At 57.5% G+C, this 18,763-nt stretch carries 17 protein-coding genes; 12 read left to right on the forward strand and 5 right to left on the reverse strand.

Going from position 1 to position 18,763, the window contains the following annotated elements; all coding sequences use genetic code 11:
- Positions 1–70 precede the first annotated feature (70 nt).
- Positions 71–982 (reverse strand): S1C family serine protease, encoded by a 912-nt coding sequence (locus AABA21_RS38030; protein ID WP_338258232.1) that lies wholly within the window; start codon positions 980–982, stop codon positions 71–73.
- Between the two features lie 314 nt (positions 983–1,296).
- Here AABA21_RS38030 and AABA21_RS38035 point away from each other — a divergent pair, with 314 nt between their 5' ends.
- The 4 genes from AABA21_RS38035 to AABA21_RS38050 all read left to right on the forward strand — a co-directional run bounded on the left by AABA21_RS38035 (position 1,297) and on the right by AABA21_RS38050 (position 5,509).
- Positions 1,297–2,274 carry a TerC family protein gene (locus AABA21_RS38035; protein WP_338258233.1) on the forward strand — a complete coding sequence of 326 codons (978 nt, stop codon included), beginning with the start codon at positions 1,297–1,299 and terminating at the stop codon, positions 2,272–2,274.
- 59 nt (positions 2,275–2,333) lie between these two features.
- The gene (locus tag AABA21_RS38040; protein ID WP_338258234.1) at positions 2,334–3,566 is read left to right on the forward strand and encodes a S1C family serine protease; all 1,233 of its coding nucleotides are present in this window, start codon (positions 2,334–2,336) and stop codon (positions 3,564–3,566) included.
- 16 nt (positions 3,567–3,582) lie between these two features.
- Entirely contained in the window at positions 3,583–4,272 is a 690-nt protein-coding gene (locus AABA21_RS38045; RefSeq protein ID WP_338258235.1) for a DedA family protein, read from the forward strand.
- Between the two features lie 619 nt (positions 4,273–4,891).
- Positions 4,892–5,509 carry a P-loop NTPase family protein gene (locus tag AABA21_RS38050; protein WP_338258236.1) on the forward strand — a complete coding sequence of 206 codons (618 nt, stop codon included), beginning with the start codon at positions 4,892–4,894 and terminating at the stop codon, positions 5,507–5,509.
- Between the two features lie 190 nt (positions 5,510–5,699).
- Here AABA21_RS38050 and AABA21_RS38055 read toward each other — a convergent pair whose 3' ends face one another.
- The 4 genes from AABA21_RS38055 to AABA21_RS38070 form a co-directional block, all read right to left on the reverse strand.
- Positions 5,700–6,956, reverse strand: a complete 1,257-nt coding sequence (locus AABA21_RS38055) for an MFS transporter (RefSeq protein ID WP_338258238.1) — start codon at positions 6,954–6,956, stop codon at positions 5,700–5,702.
- Positions 6,957–7,532: 576 nt separating this feature from the next.
- Complete coding sequence (locus tag AABA21_RS38060) at positions 7,533–8,372, reverse strand: sugar phosphate isomerase/epimerase family protein (RefSeq protein WP_338258241.1); 840 nt, start codon at positions 8,370–8,372, stop codon at positions 7,533–7,535.
- Entirely contained in the window at positions 8,369–9,427 is a 1,059-nt protein-coding gene (locus AABA21_RS38065; protein WP_338258243.1) for a Gfo/Idh/MocA family protein, read from the reverse strand. Before AABA21_RS38065 ends, AABA21_RS38060 begins: the two co-directional genes overlap by 4 nt.
- A 102-nt stretch (positions 9,428–9,529) precedes the next feature.
- Positions 9,530–10,330, reverse strand: coding sequence for a sugar phosphate isomerase/epimerase family protein (locus AABA21_RS38070; RefSeq protein WP_338258245.1), 801 nt, complete (start codon positions 10,328–10,330; stop codon positions 9,530–9,532).
- Positions 10,331–10,994: 664 nt separating this feature from the next.
- On the opposite strand from AABA21_RS38070, the gene AABA21_RS38075 reads away from it, so the two are divergent.
- From AABA21_RS38075 to AABA21_RS38110, 8 genes are all read left to right on the forward strand, one after another.
- Positions 10,995–11,213: a hypothetical protein gene (locus tag AABA21_RS38075; protein WP_338258246.1), complete on the forward strand. Its 219-nt coding sequence runs from the start codon at positions 10,995–10,997 to the stop codon at positions 11,211–11,213.
- A gap of 1,069 nt (positions 11,214–12,282) precedes the next feature.
- Positions 12,283–13,755, forward strand: a complete 1,473-nt coding sequence (locus tag AABA21_RS38080; RefSeq protein WP_338258247.1) for a hypothetical protein — start codon at positions 12,283–12,285, stop codon at positions 13,753–13,755.
- Between the two features lie 50 nt (positions 13,756–13,805).
- Complete coding sequence (locus AABA21_RS38085) at positions 13,806–14,627, forward strand: vWA domain-containing protein (protein ID WP_338258248.1); 822 nt, start codon at positions 13,806–13,808, stop codon at positions 14,625–14,627.
- 25 nt (positions 14,628–14,652) lie between these two features.
- Positions 14,653–15,669, forward strand: coding sequence for a hypothetical protein (locus AABA21_RS38090; protein ID WP_338258249.1), 1,017 nt, complete (start codon positions 14,653–14,655; stop codon positions 15,667–15,669).
- Positions 15,670–15,671: 2 nt separating this feature from the next.
- Positions 15,672–16,328 (forward strand): ThiF family adenylyltransferase, encoded by a 657-nt coding sequence (locus AABA21_RS38095; protein ID WP_338258250.1) that lies wholly within the window; start codon positions 15,672–15,674, stop codon positions 16,326–16,328.
- 136 nt (positions 16,329–16,464) lie between these two features.
- Positions 16,465–17,304: a phytanoyl-CoA dioxygenase family protein gene (locus AABA21_RS38100; RefSeq protein ID WP_338258251.1), complete on the forward strand. Its 840-nt coding sequence runs from the start codon at positions 16,465–16,467 to the stop codon at positions 17,302–17,304.
- 73 nt (positions 17,305–17,377) lie between these two features.
- Positions 17,378–17,929 (forward strand): MOSC domain-containing protein, encoded by a 552-nt coding sequence (locus AABA21_RS38105; protein ID WP_338258252.1) that lies wholly within the window; start codon positions 17,378–17,380, stop codon positions 17,927–17,929.
- A 148-nt stretch (positions 17,930–18,077) separates the two neighbouring features.
- Positions 18,078–18,596 (forward strand): NUDIX hydrolase, encoded by a 519-nt coding sequence (locus tag AABA21_RS38110; protein WP_338258254.1) that lies wholly within the window; start codon positions 18,078–18,080, stop codon positions 18,594–18,596.
- Positions 18,597–18,763: the final 167 nt, after the last annotated feature.

The following is an 18,763-nucleotide window of genomic DNA, read 5'->3' on the forward strand; positions in this document are numbered from 1 at the left end:
TATCAAAGGAAGAAGCGTGGAACCGGTTCTTCTTCCGCCTACCAGATGATATGGGTCGCGAGGCGAGAGCTTATTGGCGCTGGCCGGGCGTGACTGTGAGCGTCTGTACGGCATTGCCACGGATCACTTCGACCGGGATGGCTTTGCCGACGCGGTCACCTGTGAGCAGCAACTGCAGATCCTCGGTATCGGTGATGGTGTGGCCATCGAGGCTGACCAGGATATCACCAACGAGCAGACCCGCTTGCTGCGCGGGACTCTTCTCCTCCACGTTAACGATCAGCAGGCCGTGATCCTGTTCGCGACCGGCGCGCTGCGCCTCGGGGAGATGCACCAGTTGGCTGCTCAGGCCGAGGAAGCCACGCTTAATGTATCCCTGCTGCGTCAGGGTGTCGGCGATAGATTGTGCCTGCGCTATCGGGATCGCCAGGGGCACACCATTGGCGATGCCTGTGGTCAGGATGCCCAGGACCTGTCCCTGTGTATCGAGCAGGGGACCGCCAGAGAAGCCGGGATAGGGCGTGGCGTCGGTACGGATATAGCGCTCAAGGATCCTCCCCTGTCCGGTGCGCAGAGGTCCGCCCAGCGCGCTGATGATGCCCGAACTGGCCATGACGCCGTCCTCGGATGGACGGCCGAGCGCCAGTACCAGCTGTCCCACGCGCGCGGCTTCGGCGGCCACCTCGGCAGGCGGTAGTTTGAGTCCCGGAACGCGCAACACGGCCAGATCGCTTGTGCGATCGCGACCGGCTAACGTAGCCGAGAATTCGGTTTGCTCATGTGATTGGATTTTGATGTCATTCTCACGTTCGAGTATATGACTAGCTGTAATCACCAGTTCGGGTGCGATGACGACACCACTACCGGCCTGGCGGGCGCGGCCCATTACGGTCACCAGCGATGGTGTGGCCCGGGCGACCGCGTCAGCCATCTGGTTGGAGAGTGCGCGTAACAATGCGGTATCGTAAGTCGTATTTTCCATGTATGTATCCTTTGATTGGAGGTCGGGACAAGCCCGACACCTACGGGAAGTCGGGGCAAGCCCGGAAGTCGGGGCAAGCCCGACACCTACAGGGAACAACGGATAGGGTATGCATAATATATGCCATGTTTGAGCTGGGGACATCAGTATTTCTTCCAGTTGTTTACCTGGAAAAAATGACAGGGAGATGAAAATCGGACGCGAGGTCCGAACGTATGACTGGAAAAAATGACAGGTGGGGAGATGAAAATCGGACGCGAGGTCCGAACGTATGGTAGGTTGTCTGAAGAAGAGGTTGAGAGAAAGGCTGAGGGATGTTGCTGACGGGCGTATGGCCATGGATATGGTTTAACTTGTTTGTGCTGGTGTTGCTGGCACTGGATCTAGGGATATTTCATCGCAAGTCGCACGCGGTTTCGACGAAGGAGGCGCTGATCTGGAGCGCGGTATGGATCTCGCTGGCGCTGGCGTTTAACGCGGGACTGTACTTTGTGAGCGGCGGTGAGGTGGCGCTGCAGTTTTTGACGGGCTACCTGATCGAGAAGTCGTTGAGCGTAGATAACATCTTCATCTTTGTGCTGCTGTTTGGCTACTTTAGAGTGCCGGCCGCCTATCAACATCGCGTGCTCTTCTGGGGCATCATTGGTGCCCTCGTCATGCGCGGCATCCTGATCACGGTGGGATCTGTGTTGATAGAGCAGTTCCACTGGATTATCTACATCTTTGGCGCCTTCTTGATCTTTACTGGCATCCGGATGGGCGTACAGAAGGATGAGAAGGTCAATCCAGAGCATAATCCTCTGGTGAAGGTTGTGCGCCGCTTTGTGCCGGTCAGCGATGACTTTGTGAAGGATCATTTTGTGGTGAGGCGCGAGGGCAGGCTGATGATCACGCCGCTGCTGCTGGTCCTGCTGGTGATCGAGACAAGCGATCTGCTGTTCGCCGTCGACTCCATCCCGGCTATCTTCTCGGTGACGACCGATCCATTTATCGTCTACACCTCAAACGTGTTTGCTATCCTGGGGCTACGTTCGCTGTACTTTGTGTTTGCCAACATCATTCACAAGTTCCACTATCTGCAGGCCGGCCTGGCCGTCATTCTGTGTTTTGTGGGCCTGAAGATGGCGGTCTCTGGTTTTTATCATGTGCCGACCTGGCTCTCGCTGCTGTTTATCGCACTGGTGCTGGGGGTCGCTATTGTCGCGTCGATCATGCGGGCTCGGCGCCGTGCTGAGGAGCAGGTGTCAGTTAAAGTCGAGGAGGAGGCGGTGGCAAGCCGGGGCAAGCCATAAGCCGGGGCAAGTCCGGCAATTACGAGCGCAAAAGGATTTGGGTTGTAGAGGAGGGAGGAATGCCCGTATGTGTGGACGGGCGAAGTATTATGATGAACGAACCGTTTGAACCGCTTGAGCCATTGCTTGAGGCGCGTCCTGAAGCGGATGGCCAGTCGGACCATCCGCCGAGGCAGGGCCGTTCCAGGCATTGGGGTGTGGGGCCGTTGATCATGGGTGTCTTCCTGCTGGCTGTCATCTTTGGGGGAGGGATGTTGGCAGGCTGGCAACTTACAGTGCGTGGGGCTGGAGACAGTTTGCAGACCGGTCCTGAGGCCGCGCAGACCGTTAATGCTCCTAATGGAGATAGCCGGGAGGCGTTGCGCGAAAAGGTGGTAGCGAACATCAAGCCAACCGTTGTCCAGCTCAACGTTAAAAGCGCGAGTGGCAACCGGATTGGTTCGGGGGTTGTCATTGACCGGCGCGGCTATATCATCACCAATAATCACGTTGTGCGCAACGGCGAGACCATCCAGGCGGTCTTCCTGAACGGGCAGACGGTTGCAGCCAGCCTGACCGGAGTGTCGGCGGCGGACGACCTGGCGGTGGTGCACGTCGATCCGACCCATCTCCAACTCTCGGTGGCGACGCTTGGCGATTCCTCCAGGTTGCAGGTGGGGCAGGACGTGATCGCCATCGGCAACCCACTGGGCATCTCGCAGACCGTGACCAGCGGCATCATCAGTGCGTTGGGACGCAACATATCCCCCGGAGAGAGCGGTCTGATCCTGCCAGGCACCATCCAGACCGACGCCCCCATCAATCCGGGCAGTAGTGGGGGCGCGCTGGTGGACATGCACGGCAACCTGATCGGCATCCCCACGCTGGCCGCGCTCAACCCGGAGTTTAAGACGCCCGCCAGCGGGGTTGGTTTCGCCATTCCATCGAATCGCGTGCAATTTATTGGGCCGCAACTGATCGCCTCTGGAAAAGTGACACACAGCGGACGGGCCGCTCTGGAGGTGCAGGCCATGGACCTGGACCCGGCGATCGCCCACAAGAACGATCTGCCGATCACGCAGGGGGCAATGGTCATCAGTGTCGTGCCGGGTGGGGCCGCCAGCAACGCGGGCATCAAGCCCAACGACATCGTTGTCCAGATCGATGAAAGCCAGATCACCAACGTGCTCTCGCTTAGCGACGCCATCATCAACAAGAATCCCGGCGACAGCGTGGCGGTCAAGCTCTATCGGGGCCGGCAGCAGAGGAGCGTGGATGTCAGGCTGGGTGAACTGTCGCCCTCCCAGCCATAAGAAGGAGAGGATACGATTGACTATTCCACTGGAAGAATGGCCGGAATATCTGCGCATGGCATACGACGATTTCGGCTATGCCATCGTCTTTTTGAGCGCGCTGATCGAGAACACGGCGATCCTGGGCATCTTTTTGCCGGGGAACTCTTTTGTGCTGCTGGGCGCCTTTTACGCGCGGCAGGGGACGCTTAACCTGGGTCTGGTGATCGCTCTGGCCTCGCTGGGAACGATTATCGGTTACCACCTCGATCTGCTGCTGGGTCGCTTTGTGATCGGGAAGATGGCAGCGCGCTGGAGTGGTACCCGATTGGGACGACGTATGCGGCTGGCGGGTCGCATGCGCCTGGGGCGCGCGTTTCTGGCGAAGTATGGGGCGCTGGCCATTCTGCTCTCGCATTTGATCGGCCATATCCGCTCATTTGTGGCCATCGCAGCCGGCATGACGCACATGCGCTATCGCACCTTTTTGATCGCCGAAGTCATCGCGGCCACCCTGTGGAATACCGCCTACGCCCTGATCGGTTACTGGCTTGGTACGCAGGCCGATCAGCTCGGCCACTTCATGCAGCGCTTCGGTCTGATCTCGGCCGCTGTGCTGGTTTTGTTGATTGTGGGTTGGACCTGGGGGCAGAAGCGTCTGCAGCGTCGTCTGCTGCTGGCCCGCTATGGGCGCAAGAAGGATGTGCGCACGCCATCGCCTTTGTAGGCTTGTAGGAGAAGCTCGCATTACTTTTGGGTTCGTGTGTGCGACGTTGGTGTGCAGGTACGGCGTGGGCCGGCGTGGGAGGCAGGGGAAGCGGTGTCGTGGGGGGACGTGGGCCGCCGTCGCTGGCGCTGGCGGCCCGGTCGACCGTTGAAGGTCGACCCTACGGGTGTGTTTCGTTTTGGAGGGTGTGTTTCGTGTTTTTGGGGACGTTGCCTTTTTGCAAAAAATGAATTATACCTCCGGTTTGGAAAACCTTGCGAAAAGCGAGAAATATGGGTATGCTTGAAGCGGTTGTACATTTCCCACGTGCAACAAATATTTTGTGAGAAGAGATGTTATGCCCGATCATCGCTAACGCCTGTCAGGGGATATGAGAAGAGAGCACCACAGCACAGCCGCTGGTTTGCGCCAGTGGTTTGCTTTCGTTCCTCACAGCGAGCTGATCGAGCAGAATAAGCACATTTTTTTCAGGGGTCGGTAACACATAATAGCATGTATCTGTCCCCCTTCTGCTTTCCTCCCATGAGTGACGATGCCCGGTGTTCTTTTGTTCAGTTTCTGACAGGTTCCCCTCTTCAGAAGAGAACATTTTACCTCAATTATAAGGAAAGGACATCGCATGCTCAAAATTCAGATATCAGGCGGCCCTGGCAGCGGAAAAACGACGCTGGGGGCAGAGATAGGCGCCAGGTTTGATCTCCCTTTTTACGAAACGGATGTCATTGGCATGAAGAATGGGATGCAACATAGCGCCTGGATTCGGGATGCCTTCGAGATTAGCTCGCTGCCAGGCTGGTCTATAGAAGGTGGAGGGCTCATCTGGAATGAGCCTATTCTCGCGCAGGCCGATTATATCGTCTTGCTTGAGGTTCCCTGGCGCACGGCCGCATATCGCATTGTGCGTCGCCACATCAGCAAAAGCCTGCGCGGCATCAATCCCTATCGAGGGATCAGGTCGCTCATCTTGTTCTTGATGGATAGCCGCCGCTATTATCTCAATCAGTGTCGACCGGAGCTTGTAGAAGCTATGAATCGATGCCTGGCAGAGCAGATTCCAGCGTCGCTCGATTCTGAGCAGTTGCTTCGGCGCTGTGAGACGTATGGGGTAAAGATTATCCAGGCACCTACAGCGGCGTTTACGCGTCAGTATCTCGAAAAGTACAAGCAGAAGCTCATTGTGGTGAGAAACAACACTGAGCGAGCACGCCTGCTTGATTTCCTGGCGCAGCATGCATGAATAGCAGAAGCGTGAGGAGATATGCTTCCTCTTGATACAGAGCGTCTTGCCCTGCGTGACTTCAGCATGAATGATTTGCCTGAAAAGGCAAATAGATAAGCATAATGTATCGGAAAAGAGGCCAGTAAATGTTGTCGTTGCCTGGCCTCTCTTTTTCTGGAAAGACATGAAAATTTAGATTTTAACCGAGCTATTTGCTCTTATGTGCTGGTTGAAGGTCTGTTATTTCCCAAATGGGAGAAAAGATGAGCCATAAACAGGAGAGGCAGACACCACCAGCTCCAAGAAAGAGTGTTGCGCGTAAACCAATGACTGTACCGAGAAAACCGCCAAGCAGGGAGGAAAAGGCGACAACACCGCCGGCAATAAAACGTATGGTGGCATTGACCCGTCCTTGCAAGTTGTTGGGAGTCCTGATCTGGCGCAGACTCAGCTGGTTAATATGGTAGATGAGATCCATCCCTCCCATGAGAAAGCGCCCGGCGATGAACATGGGAACGACAAGCCACAGCGAACCGCCAGCCAGCGGGATCAACAGAGCGCCCAATCCTTCCAGGCAAACGGCCCCCACTATCGCGTGTCCGACGCCAAACCATCGAGCTGCCGGCGTAGCCGCGAACGAGCCAACTAATGCTCCAACGCTCCCCCCTGCTATGGTCAGCCCCAGGAGTGCTGGACTCATATGCAGTTCGCGAATAGCGTAGAGAGTAAAGACCGTGTATGACAGGATATTGAAGAAGTTCAGGCTTGCATTGCAGCTGGCAATGGAGCGTAGGACGGGATTGTGCCCAACGACCTGGAGCCCTTCCCCGATTTGAGACCAGATGCTCACCTGCTCCTTTCCTGTGGACAGGGCTGGTTCGCCTCGCCGAATGAGCCCCAGGCACAGGGCTGAGACCAGGAAAGAAACAACATCGGCAAGGATAGCGAAGGGAGCAGTCAGTACCTGAACCAGTGTACCCGCGATCCCTGGTCCTGCAACTTCTGCGAAGGCCCCGCTGGCCTCCAGCTTACTATTCCCATCCACCATCTCCTCTGTTTCTATCAGCGTTGGTAGGTACGATTGGTAGGCCACGCCGAAGAAGACGGTCAGGATGCCTACCAGGAAATTGATCACGTAGAGGTACTCGATTTGTAAGATCCCAAGCAGTGCCATGAGCGGGACCGTACTGAGCAAGAGTGCCTGCCCGAGGTCGCTGATGAGCAGCAGCGTGCGTCGGGGGAACCGATCAACCCATACGCCTACGAAAAGGCTTACCAGGAGCATCGGGATATATCCAGTTGCCCCAAGGAGGCCCACCTGCATAGGGGTAGCATGCAGAGTCAGGATCGCGGTCAGAGGCAAAGCCAGCAAGGTGATCTGGCTCCCCATGAGCGAGATCGTCTCGCCAGCCCAAAGTTTCAGAAAGTCTGCGTGTCGCCAGAGTCCAGAATGGCGCAAAAACATGACAAAGAGCTCCTTTGTTTCAAGCAAAAAGTTCTATGGAGAAATGGGGGTCTGGCTCATGGGCAACAAGAAGAACATGTGCAAGTACGCTTTGGCTTATTGCGCGCTCCTGGACCACGAGTACCCCCGAAGAAGTGAAAAGGGGAGCATCTCACTCAATCTGGACTGCCGGAAATGATGAGGAGCGATGATTTTGCAGGAGAATCGTATTGTGTGAAAAGCTGATCGAAAGAGCGTAGCCCGGCATATCTCACGCTTGTATTCATGACGAGGTACCTCTTTCTTGTTTTCCTGGGCTGCATGTTCTCGCAAGTGGAACAGCATGCCAGTGATTATAACCCAGGCACCGGCCTGCTGTCAAAAGTGCTGTGCATGCATAGATTACCGCGATTAAAGTGGAGCTGAATGAAGAGAGACACTAATGCCGCCGATGGCAGGGGAGAACTGTCCTGCATGGATACTTTCCCCTGCGACATATCTCAAAGGTAGAGATCTTGTGGGGTACAGAAAGGTGCGGTGGGCTCTTTCTGATCAGAAAGAGCCCACCGCACCTCTTTGAGTGTGACATGGGTGGGTCTAGGCGTAGGACCAGTCCATGTCGCGCAGCAGGTTTTGCAGGGCCTGGGAGGCGCTGCGGAACAGGTCGGGTCCGCTGAAGCCCTGGAACTGTCCGGCGGCGGCCAGGTGGGGTTCGAGGGCGAAGAAGCCGTCGTAGCCGTCCTGGCGCAGGCGCTGCAGGATGGTCGACCAGTTCGAGGCGCCCTGGCCCGCCACGACCAGCGTGCCATCGGGGCTTACATCTTTGACATGGACGTATTCGAGCCAGGGTTTGGTGGCTTCGTAGGCGTCCGGATAGGGCACCTGATCGCACTGCAGGTAGTTGGCCGGATCGAGCACCGAGCGGAAGTGCGGATCGTTGATGCTCTTGAGCAGGTCGACGTTGCGCTCGATGATATCGCCATAGATGGCCTTTTCGTTCTCGTGTACGAGCACGACGCCGGCGCTGCGTGCCCGGCGCGTCATTTCCTGCAGGTGGCTGATAACCTCGTCGCGGTAGGCGGCCGGATTGCTGGAGCCGGCCTCCTCTTTGACCGGAGCGTAGAACGAGAAGATGCGGATATACTTTGTATCGAGGGCTTTGGCGACCTCGATTGAGCGATCAAAGCGCGCCAGATGCTCCTCGAAGGAGCTATCAATGGGCACTTTGCCGATGGGAGAGCCGATCGCCGCCACGCCGATTCCTCCGGCGGCCAGCGTCTGCTTGATCTCCTGAATCTGCTGGTTGGACAGGTCAAGCACGTTGACCTTCCAGACCGAGCGCAGGTCGATGTAGTGGATGTTCTCGCTCTGCAGGACGGCGATCTGCTCATCGAGATCGGGCGAGATCTCATCCGCGAAGGCGGATAGACGGATCATGATAGGGTAACCTCCTTACCTGTGCTGGCGGCTTCATAAACGCCGAGGATGATCTCGACCGGGTGACGGCCGGAATGACCATCCACCAGCGGTGTACCATCCTCCTGGATGGCGCGGATCATATCGGCGATCTGCTGGGCGTGTGTTGAGGCCTGCAGGGCGGCGGGATCGCTGGCTGTCGACTTTGCTGCGGTGGCGGCCGCGTCGGACTTCTTGCGTCCTCCACCGTAGGGTCCGACCTCTTCCGAATCCTGGCTGGCCAGGTGCAGGTAGCCCAGGCGATCATCCTCAATGATGGCCGAGCCCTTATCACCAAAGACCTCGATGCGCGTTGTCGCGCCAGGATAGGCGCCTGTGGTGGCCGAGATTGTCCCCAGCGCTCCGCTCTCGAAGCGTAGCACCGCTACCGCCACATCCTCGGTCTCCATCTTATGGACCAGCGTATCGGTGTAGGCGCGGATCGTCTTGACGCGTCCCATCAGCCACTGCAGGATGTCGATCGAGTGGATCGACTGGTTCATCAGGATGCCGCCGCCGTCAAGCGCCCAGGTGCCGCGCCAGGCGCCGCTATCGTAATACTTCTGCGAGCGCCACCAGGGGATGGCTGCGTTGCCCAATACCATGCGACCCAGGGCCTGCTCTTTAATCAACTGGTGCACCTGCTGTGCAGCCTCATCGAAGCGATGCTGGCTGATTACCGCCACCTTCTTGCCGGTTTCGCGCTGCACCTGCAAGATCTCCTCGATGCGATCCTTGCGAATCTCCATCGGCTTCTCGATGATGACGTGGCGGCCGGAACGCATAATCTGGCAGGCATGCTCACCGTGCATGCCGCTGGGGGTGCAGACATCAACCACATCCAGCTGCTCGCGATCCAGCATCTCCTGCAGATCGGTGTAGGCGGTGGCGTGAAACTTCTCGGCCAGCTTCTGGGCCTTCTCGGGAACGACATCGGCGACCGCCACCAGTTCAGCCTGTGGCAGGCTCTGCAGCGCCTCCGCGTGCGTGGGTCCAATCACGCCACACCCGACAATACCAAAACGCAATTTTTCCATCAGTATGCAACTCCTTATGCATCAGGAGGAGATCTCCTCCGCTTTATGTGCAACTATGCGAGAAATAAAACCGCCCCCCTTTGTGGGAAGGCAGGGATGGCTTTACACGGTTTGTTTGCTGCTCTCCTCCCACTGGGTGCGCAATTGCGCCAGGGCGGGGGCCGCCTCGCCGGCGAAGTCGCTCCAATTGCACTCAATGGAGATGCGCTGATCGTAGCCAGCGCGATGGAGGGCCGAGAAGTAGGGACGGAAATCCTCCCCATGGTGTCCGGGGGCCGCGCGATCCTGTTTCTCCGCTACGTGCACGTGCGCCAACAGCGAGCGATAGGGCAGGATCGACTCGGGATCCTCGCCGTTGCAGGCCATATGGTAGACATCGGCCAGCAGACGCGCGCCCGAGTCCGCGATGGTCGAGACCATCGCGCCACCTTCGGCCACCGTATTCAGGACGTTTGTCTCTTCGTAGCGCAGGGGCTCAAGCACGATCTGCACGCCATGCTCGCGCGCCCAGCCGCTCCAGGTCGCCATATGCTCCGCCAGCTGCCGGACCGCCGCCTCCTTCTCGATGTCGGCCGGATAGTTCCTGGCCCCACCACTGCCGAAGACAAAGATACGGATGCCGGCCTGCTCCGCCCGTCGTAACGCGGTACGCATATACGACTCCAGGCGTGGCCGATCCACGTGTTGGGAAGGTGACTCGATGAGCCGGAGATCGGCTGGCAGCAGCGAGTTGGCCGCCTCAACCGGGAAAGGCAGCTGCTGTACCGCGTGGAGCAGCTCCTCGAACTCCGCCTGAGGCCGCTCAGGGATCAGAAAGCGCTGGACGTTTTCCTCAAGATAGTCAAGAGCGATCTCATTGAGCTGGGAGATAGTGCGAAAAGATGTGCAGATACCAAACTTCATCGTGGCTCCTCTTCTTCTACTAACAACGAACGGCCAGATCAATCAGGCAGGCGTCCGACCTGTCGCATAGAAGGCACCGCAAGTGCCCATTCACCGTGCGTTACAAAAAAACAGCGAACAGCGCCGTGGGCGCATGCTGCTCTGTAACGACAAAAATAGCATATCACACGCGCCCGCCCGGTTGAGTCTGCAGAGCCACCCGCGGGCATAGCTCTGCCCTGTTTCTTCTAATCGGCACCTCGTTACAGTCCGGGCATCATCCAATCCTGAATTCCGCAGGCAACAGGCATTCAGACGGCCTGCCATGCGGATGCAGGGGCTATGAAGAGGAAAAATATGATGGGGAGTAGCAAGACTCTAAATCGGAGTAAAATGGATGAAAGGCACATAAAAAATGTAAGCAGGGTGGTTGGTTTGTCCGTAATTGCTAAAAAGTAATCGTTTACTATATTGGTGCCGAAAGGCAGTCTGTCAATGCTGTATCTACCCGCCGAACCACATGCCCTGCCCGATGCATGTTGAATATTTTGAATCTGCTCAAAATACGTCGCATAAGCACTTGATTTATTTAAATTTATCGGTTATTATTGCTATGAACAATAAGTACTTGACAAATAACACTGGCTTTAAGAATTGTCAACAAGTTAAATGGAGGTATGCGAAGATGACGCAGATGGCAATAACTCCTGTTCACATCCGCATTGGTGGGCGCAGTGAAGAGATACCACTGGCGCAGCTTGGTGTGACGAATGCCGCGAACGACCTCCAGTTAAAAGAAGCAGTGGCGCGCCACCTGGATCTCCCGGCGCAGTCACTGGCCAACCACGTGATCGTGCGTACGACGCAGGCCATCATCATCCGTCCCGAGGCGCTATACGGCTAGGCCAGGACGGCCAGAAAGCAAAAGAGTGAGAGAGGCGGGTCCGGGACGTACTCCAACTGGAAGGGCGTACATACGACTTTGGATCGTTTTATTGTGCCCTTGCGACATGTACGTCCCGGGCTTGCTGCCCACCCTTGATGCAAACAAGCCTGGCAATAAAGAATGATGCGTTGAATTGATAAGAATATACTGGCATGCCGAGGCGTACCCCAACTGGAAGGGCTTACAAACAATTGAGGGTTGTTTCTGAAGTGCCCTCTCGACATGTATGCCTCGGGCTTGCTGCCAGAATAAGCAAACACGCACAATAAGCAAGCGACCGCAAGGGTCGCACCATATATACGGCCCTGTACCCTGATAGATTGAACCTACAAACTGGTAATTCCCGCCCTGGCGGGAAGTGTTGGTTCGATCCCAACAACCTCCACCACCAATCGGGGGTTTTAAGCCCTTCGGGGTTGTGTTCAATGAACTTGTACAGGGCCGGCCAGACGACAAGCAGGCCTGGGATAAGCCCGATCCTACGAGGGAATGAATCGGCCGGGAGCGGGTCGCTACGCTCCAAGCTGGGGCAAGCCCAGCACCTACGATGATGCTGATTTGTCTGTCCTGTGCTCCAATTTGAAGAGCGTACATACGGTTTACCTTTCTCTTCTACCTTTTGGATTGGATGCGGGTCGAGTCCTGAACTCTGAACTGGTTGTAGTCATCCGCTGGATGATGCCATCAGAGCCCGCTCTTGTTAACTCGCACAGGACAGGCTTTTTGCGTAGATTCCACGTTGATACCGACTGGCACCGGGCGCACTCCGATAAACTGAGCTTACAAACACCTGGTGAGTTTGGATTAACTGAACTTACCCTACATTTGTGCAAACTTCGTGGGTTCGAATCCCACCAGCTGTAAAGCTGTAGCCTAGTGGTCTAAGGCGAATGTCGTTTTTCTAGCTCTGTTGACTCGTGCGCCCGGTCCTGGTTGTGTTGATAGATAAATATTGTTTGTGAAAAATTGCATATAGTCTGGAAGCGCCCGCAAGGGGCGCATCTACTGTGTGCCCTATGGTGATGTGATGACACAAAATCCCCCTGTTGAGCTGGATGTGCGTGTTGCGATCCTCAACTCGTTCCTGACCACACCACATCGTAAAATTGAGGAGCTGGCGCCGCTGCATGCGAGCGCGCTGGCCAATGATCCGCTTTTCTACAGTCGTCTGGCGCTGTGGTACTTCGCTAAAGGTGAGGTGCGTGATCATAAGCTGCTGTTCGTGGCGCATCTGGCGACCAGTGAGTACCCCGAGTTCCGCGAGGCGGCCTGGGTGTTGCTGCAGAAGCTGGCGCCGTACGAGGTATCCCGCGCGCTTGACCACACCAAGAAGGTGATTGGCAAGACGCCACGTTCGTTCAAGGGGGCAGTCGCGCATTACCTGCAGACGCGCGAGAATAATCCACGGCAGTTTGATGGCGCCGCCATGCGCGCGCGCAACGATCTCAAGCATCTCTACGCCAGCCTGCGCATCAAGCCGGGGCCGCGCGCGCAGGCGATTCTGTTCGACGAGCAGCCGCCGACCGATAGTCCGCTGTACTCGCTCAAGCAGCTGGCGAAGGCCAGCAGCGCCGAGGAGCAGGCGCGGATAATTATTGAGCACAAGATCCCGTACACCACGGCGGTCGGAGCGCTCAAGAACGTCACGCCTGTGGTGCTGGTGGCCTTGATCGAGTCGATGTCACCGCAGGAGGTCATCAACAACATGGCCGCCCTCAAGAAGCGCGGCGCGCTGGACAATCCCGAGGTCAAGGCGCTGGTCGATCAGAAGCTGGAGGCGGCCAAAACCGATAAGCGCGTCTCGACGTTGAAGGCCAAGAAGGCTTTGACGGCCACAAAGCTGGATGCCGAGACCGAGAAGGCCCTGACCGAGATCATGGACCAGCGTGTCGCCAGCAAGGTCGAGATCAAGCGGCCCACGGCCCTGTTCGTGGACAAGAGCAGCTCGATGTCACAGTCGATTGAGGTCTCGAAGCAGCTGGCCGGTTTGATTAGCGCTGTCACTACGGCCGATTTCTACGTCTACGCCTTCGATACGGCGGCCTTTGAGATTACCGTCAATGCACCCGAGGGCAAGCGCCCGGCGCTGAGCGACTGGGAGAAGTCCTTCCAGTTCATCAAGGCTAACGGGAGCACCTCGATCGGGGTGTCCCTGGCGCAGATGACAAAGAAGCGGCAGTACGTCGAGCAGATTCTGATCGTGACCGACGAGGGCGAGAACTCCTCGCCGCTGCTGGCCGACGCCTGGATCGCCTACAGGGAGGCCATGAAGGCGGCTCCTTCGGTGGTCGTGGTGCAGGTTGGCGGTTATTACGACCGCTTCGCCCAGAGTCTGATGGATCGTGGCGTCGAGCTGACGCGCTACCGCTTCGATGGCGACTACTACTCGCTGCCGAACGTGCTGGAACTGCTGGCCCAGCCCTCACGGGCCGAGCTGGTCGAGGTCATCATGGGCTACGAGCTGCCGCGCCGTCCTGATCTCGTTCCCCAGGGCGCCTAGGTCGATAACGTGGGCGGTGGGCATAGCAGATGGGAGTCAATCCATCTGCTATGCCCATGTTATATCGGGTGTATAAAGAAGTGCAGGGTGGTCATATGTATGAGGACATCAACCAGGTGGACCTCGCTTTTGTGATGGATACCACGGGGAGTATGGGTCCATTGATCAAGGCCGCTCGTGAGCGAATGATCGAAATGCTGCGCCGGGTCGCGGCGGCGGCCGATATCCATCTCCAGCTGGGCATCGTCGAATATCGAGACCACGAGCCGCAGGCGAAAATGCTGACCAGCGTCTATCCGTTTACGACCGATCTGGAACAGGCGCAGCAGGTGCTGATGTCGCTGAGTGCTGACGAAGGCGGCGACGCTCCGGAGGCGGTGCTGGATGGTATTTTGGCCGCCTGCCACAAGCTATCCTGGCGCAGGCATGCCGTACGCCTGCTGGTCCTGGTAGGTGATGCACCACCGCACGGGGTTGGTGCTGGCGGTGACTTCTTTGCCGGAGGATGTCCCTGTGGAGAGACTATTGCCAGTGTGACGCGCCAGGCGGAAGAGACGTCGCTCACCATTCATGCGCTGGGCCTCACAAGCAGCGTGGATGAGTCATTTAGTGAGATCAGCGCCCTGACTGGTGGCCAATTTTTCGCCGCCGGGCAGGCGGATAAAGCTATCGTGCATATAGAAGAACTGCTCCAGAAGCAGTTCGCCGAACTGGAACTGGATCGCCAGGTCCTGGCGCAGTATCGAGCGCAGCCCGAACTGGATAGCGAAACGCTGGCCCAACACCTGGATGTGTCCAGGCATGTTGCAGCGAACGCATTGGTGCGCCTGCTTTCACGAGACCTGATCGAGGTCCCGGTCCGCCAGGCTTGAGTGTTGAGAGTGAAAGAAAGGGATTATGCCGGATAAGCGCAAGCTGCCAGTCCCGAGAGGCAAGGTGGATGCTCGCGAGTTGATCGCCCGCCTGGGTCAGCAGGGTCGCGATCTGCAGGAGCGTGAGCTGATCGCTCCGCTGCTGTTTGGCGGCCGTATTCGCACGCGGCTGAACGGGCTGGTATACGAGTTCCGGGTGCGCCAGCGCTTCGTGGGCTGGGGACGCTTCCGGCCTACCGGAGAGTCCGAGGCGCGGCTGATCGAGGAGGCGCTACCGTGGGAGAGGGGATCCTATCTTGAGCTGTTCCCCGCCTTGAGGATGCTGCTGCTCTGGCCTGATAGCAGCGGTCGTTTTCCTGGCACCTGGTGGGCGATCCCTTACAATGAAGACGATGCGCGCCGGCGCTTTGGTCTAGCGATGGAGCCGCTGCCGGTCTTTCTGTGCGATCCCATGGCGGGCGCGGAACGCTTCGAGCGCGTTATTGTGCGCGTAGATGGTGGCATACGCTGGTTCGAGGGAACCGACCTGCGGGCTGATCCCCGCCACGCCGAGTGGCTGCGCGACGCGTCTGCTATGGAGTCAGACGAGCCGCTGGAGAAGTTGCTGCCGGGACTGGCGTCCTCTGAGCGGCTCTCGCTTCTGCTGTGGCGCATCCATCAGATGGAACTGTCGGGTAACGCGCAGGGTGGAGGGATGCGGCCGCCGCAGCAGCGGCGGGAGCAGCGTGACTGGCTGGTCGGGCAGACGCGGCAACGCGCGTTGGAGCAGCGGTTGCGCCACGCGCTGAGCAAAGCCGACGCTACGCTACACAGCTATAGCGAGGTTGCCGCCAGCGATGGCTCTCTGCGGCACCTGGTCGTCGAGTGGAGCGAACATGGACAGACGCGCCGCTATCGCTCACTGGTTGATCCGGGGCTCAACGTCGTATCCAGCGGCATCTGCCTCAGCGGGCAGGACCGCGACTTCGACCTGACCAGCCTGGTGAACGTCATGGCGGCCTCCCCTTCCTGGGCTGGCTACGATGACGAGGAGGACATGTAAGCATGACACAACAGCAGCCCCTGAATCCTCAGAGTCCCTTCTTCCATGAGGAGCGGCACGCCAGTCTACAGCCGTTCAGCGATCGCCTGATCACTATCTGTGGCGCCGGGACGTTGGGCGCTAACGTGGCCGAGGCGCTGGCGCGTATGGGCTTCACGCAGCTGCGCGTGATCGATAAGGATCGTATCGAGATGCGCAACCTGTCGGGGCAGCCATATAGCCGGGCCGAGGTGGGCGCGCCCAAGGCGCATGCGCTGGCCAACCTGCTCTACCGGGTCGTCCAGGCCCGCGTTGATCCGAAGGTGGTTGAGTTGACTGGCGAGAATGCGGCAGGATTGTTGAAGGGGAGCGCCCTGGTGGTGGATGCCTTTGACAATGTGCAGGCAAGGGAGGCGGTTAGTCGGGCCGCGCGGGAGGCCGACCTGGCCTGCCTGCACATAGGATTCAGCGGCGACGGATTGTATGGTAGCGGCATCTGGGAGCCGCGTTACCAGGTCCCGCGAGAGGTCCCCGGAGATCCCTGCGACTATCCGCTGACGCGTCCGCTGGCCCTGATGCTGAGCGCCCTGACGGTACGGGCCATCACTGACTTTTTCCATCTGGAGCAGCGGCACGACTTCGAATTGACGTGGAACGATTTGAGGGTGCATTATGGATGAGTTTGTTAAGTATCTCCTATCCTCCTGCTTTGGTGATACAATGAGTCATCGTCTCCTACAGACGTATTTTCCTGACTTGCTCTAGTGGGCAGGGTCAAGATCGAAGACGTGTGCATCGAGAAGGAGCATATCAAAGATGATGAATAAAGACCAGAATCAGGTCCAGGATTTTGATGTAGCCACCATCATGGGCGGTTTGTATGGAGATGGAATTATTGGGTATAAAGGTGGCTTTTCTCGCGAGTGGATTCAACAATTGGGAGAAGATATCGACGCCCTTTTTAAGCAGGCCTTGCAACGGCCCGGTGGTGCGGTGGGACGAGGACCCAAACGGTACTACGTAGAGATTCACCCGGAAGATATCCGTGGTTTTGTCGATCTCGCCACCCATCCCTGGGTAGTGGCTGTGTGCGAAGCGATGCTGGGTCCACAGTATAAGATCGTCGAGATTGGCTTCGACGTGCCGCTGCCCGGGGCGCAAAACCAGCCCTGGCACCGTGACTTTCCTGCTCCCCAGGAGACCCTCACTGGCCGCTACCTGAACTCGCTGGCATTTAATCTCACGACCGTCGACGTCTTCGAGGATATGGGTCCGTTTGAGATTGCCCCAGGAACGCAGTGGGACCGGCCAGAGGAGTTCCAGCATGAGATGTTCCCGCCCAAGACGTTGTACCCGCGTTATGTAGAGAGAGCACAGAAGAAGATGCCGAAAATGGGGGATATCTCCGTCCGCTCGGCGTTGACCATCCACCGAGGTACCGCCAATCAATCAAACAAATCGAGGCCGGTGCTTGTCCTGGGCGTCGATGCGCCGACCGCCCACAATGCGGATCACCATGATCTGCAAATCACCCACCGTTTCTTTGAGACGCTGCCCGACCAGGTGCGCGATCACCTGACGTATCGAGTGGTTGATACGTTAGAGCCGATCCATCAATTGCACCAGATTGAAACATTGATGATGGGCGAGGCCTGATTCCTGTGGGGAGATAATCGTGTTTCGAGAGAAAAAATCGGACGCGAGGTCCGAACGTATGGAGGTTTTCGGTATGGGGAGTTTTGAGGGCGTGGTGGTGGCGGTGAGCTGTGATGGGGTGCATGCGTTTAGCAAGCCGAATCGGGAGCGGATTCGGCTGCTGCAGGGGCTGGGGGTCGATGGGGACGCGCATCTGGGGGTGACGGTGCAGCATCGGTCGCGGGTGGCGGCTGACCCATCACAGCCGAATCTGCGGCAGGTGCACCTGATTCACAGCGAACTGCATGAAGAACTGCGGGCAGCCGGCTTCGATGTATCGTCGGGGCAGATGGGCGAGAACATAACGACGCGCGGCATTGATCTGCTGGGTCTGCCCAGGGGGACGCGGCTGCACCTGGGCCAGACGGCGGTGGTGGAGGTGACGGGACTGCGCAATCCCTGCGAACAGTTGAACGGTTTCCAATCGGGATTGCTGCCGGCGGTGCTGGACCGCGATGAGCAGGGAAACCTGGTGCGCAAGGCGGGCATCATGGGCGTGGTGCTGGTGGGAGGCGAGGTGCGGCCCGGCGATGCCATTCGCGTTGAATTGCCAGCGGAGCCACACCAGCGTCTGGAGCGCGTCTGATACTAAGTTTACTATATATATGCGTGTTAACGCGCATGGGATATTCTGGTTGAGCTGGATGCGTGTGCCTCCGTCAACGTGTATTCCATGCTTTTTAAGCGCAAAAAGGGACGATCACCTGGCAATGTACGGAAAGGAACCTCTTTCTATGCAGCTACCATCTTCCTCTCCCGAAGCCCTTCCCACCTTGCAAGCGGAGGCGGAGGCGGAGGGTAAAAAATGTTGTGTTGGCGCACTTATCACCAATCACGAGGGTCGTATCCTCGTCCAGAAGCGCTCCCCTGATCGCAAGCTCTTCCCCAACTGCTGGGATATTATTGGCGGGCATGTAGAAGCAGGTGAAACGCTCACGACTGCTCTTGCCCGCGAAATTCGTGAGGAGACCGGTTGGGATCTCGCGCGTATTAAAAGCCTCGTTCATATTTTCGAGTGGGAGGCAGCGCCACAAGGTATTCGGCGCGAATTTGATTTTCTCGTCGAAGTCGAGGGGGACCTGGAACATCCGCACCTGGAACAGGATAAACACACCGCCTTCCGCTGGATTAGCCGGGATGAACTGGATGTGCTTAAAGAAGAGCGGCTGGCGGGAGATGATGATGAGTTGTATCAATTAGTGAAAAAAACATTGGAATGGCTCGTGCCTTCTACCCCGGAGGGTACTCAATAAGGAGGTGTTATGATCTCTCCCTTTTTGTGCTGCTGAGAAAGAAGAGGGCAGGTCAATGAAATGAGCTGTGAACTGGACCTGCTTTGGTAGAAGCTACCAAAGCAGGTCCAGTTCACAGCTCATGTGATACAGGTGTAAAATGGCTAATGAGCCGACGATATGGAAGA

This window comes from Dictyobacter halimunensis (assembly GCF_036245075.1).

Bases quoted from the DNA above. Each gene is read 5' to 3' on its own strand.
- AABA21_RS38070 (WP_338258245.1), bottom strand. From the start codon at position 10,330: ATGAAGTTTGGTATCTGCACATCTTTTCGCACTATCTCCCAGCTCAAT.
- AABA21_RS38090 (WP_338258249.1), top strand. From the start codon at position 14,653: ATGCCGGATAAGCGCAAGCTGCCAGTCCCGAGAGGCAAGGTGGATGCT.
- AABA21_RS38060 (WP_338258241.1), bottom strand. From the start codon at position 8,372: ATGATCCGTCTATCCGCCTTCGCGGATGAGATCTCGCCCGATCTCGAT.
- AABA21_RS38055 (WP_338258238.1), bottom strand. From the start codon at position 6,956: ATGTTTTTGCGCCATTCTGGACTCTGGCGACACGCAGACTTTCTGAAA.
- AABA21_RS38065 (WP_338258243.1), bottom strand. From the start codon at position 9,427: ATGGAAAAATTGCGTTTTGGTATTGTCGGGTGTGGCGTGATTGGACCC.
- AABA21_RS38040 (WP_338258234.1), top strand. From the start codon at position 2,334: ATGCCCGTATGTGTGGACGGGCGAAGTATTATGATGAACGAACCGTTT.
- AABA21_RS38050 (WP_338258236.1), top strand. From the start codon at position 4,892: ATGCTCAAAATTCAGATATCAGGCGGCCCTGGCAGCGGAAAAACGACG.
- AABA21_RS38110 (WP_338258254.1), top strand. From the start codon at position 18,078: ATGCAGCTACCATCTTCCTCTCCCGAAGCCCTTCCCACCTTGCAAGCG.
- AABA21_RS38030 (WP_338258232.1), bottom strand. From the start codon at position 982: ATGGAAAATACGACTTACGATACCGCATTGTTACGCGCACTCTCCAAC.
- AABA21_RS38100 (WP_338258251.1), top strand. From the start codon at position 16,465: ATGATGAATAAAGACCAGAATCAGGTCCAGGATTTTGATGTAGCCACC.
- AABA21_RS38035 (WP_338258233.1), top strand. From the start codon at position 1,297: ATGTTGCTGACGGGCGTATGGCCATGGATATGGTTTAACTTGTTTGTG.
- AABA21_RS38095 (WP_338258250.1), top strand. From the start codon at position 15,672: ATGACACAACAGCAGCCCCTGAATCCTCAGAGTCCCTTCTTCCATGAG.
- AABA21_RS38080 (WP_338258247.1), top strand. From the start codon at position 12,283: ATGACACAAAATCCCCCTGTTGAGCTGGATGTGCGTGTTGCGATCCTC.
- AABA21_RS38075 (WP_338258246.1), top strand. From the start codon at position 10,995: ATGACGCAGATGGCAATAACTCCTGTTCACATCCGCATTGGTGGGCGC.
- AABA21_RS38085 (WP_338258248.1), top strand. From the start codon at position 13,806: ATGCCCATGTTATATCGGGTGTATAAAGAAGTGCAGGGTGGTCATATG.
- AABA21_RS38105 (WP_338258252.1), top strand. From the start codon at position 17,378: ATGGGGAGTTTTGAGGGCGTGGTGGTGGCGGTGAGCTGTGATGGGGTG.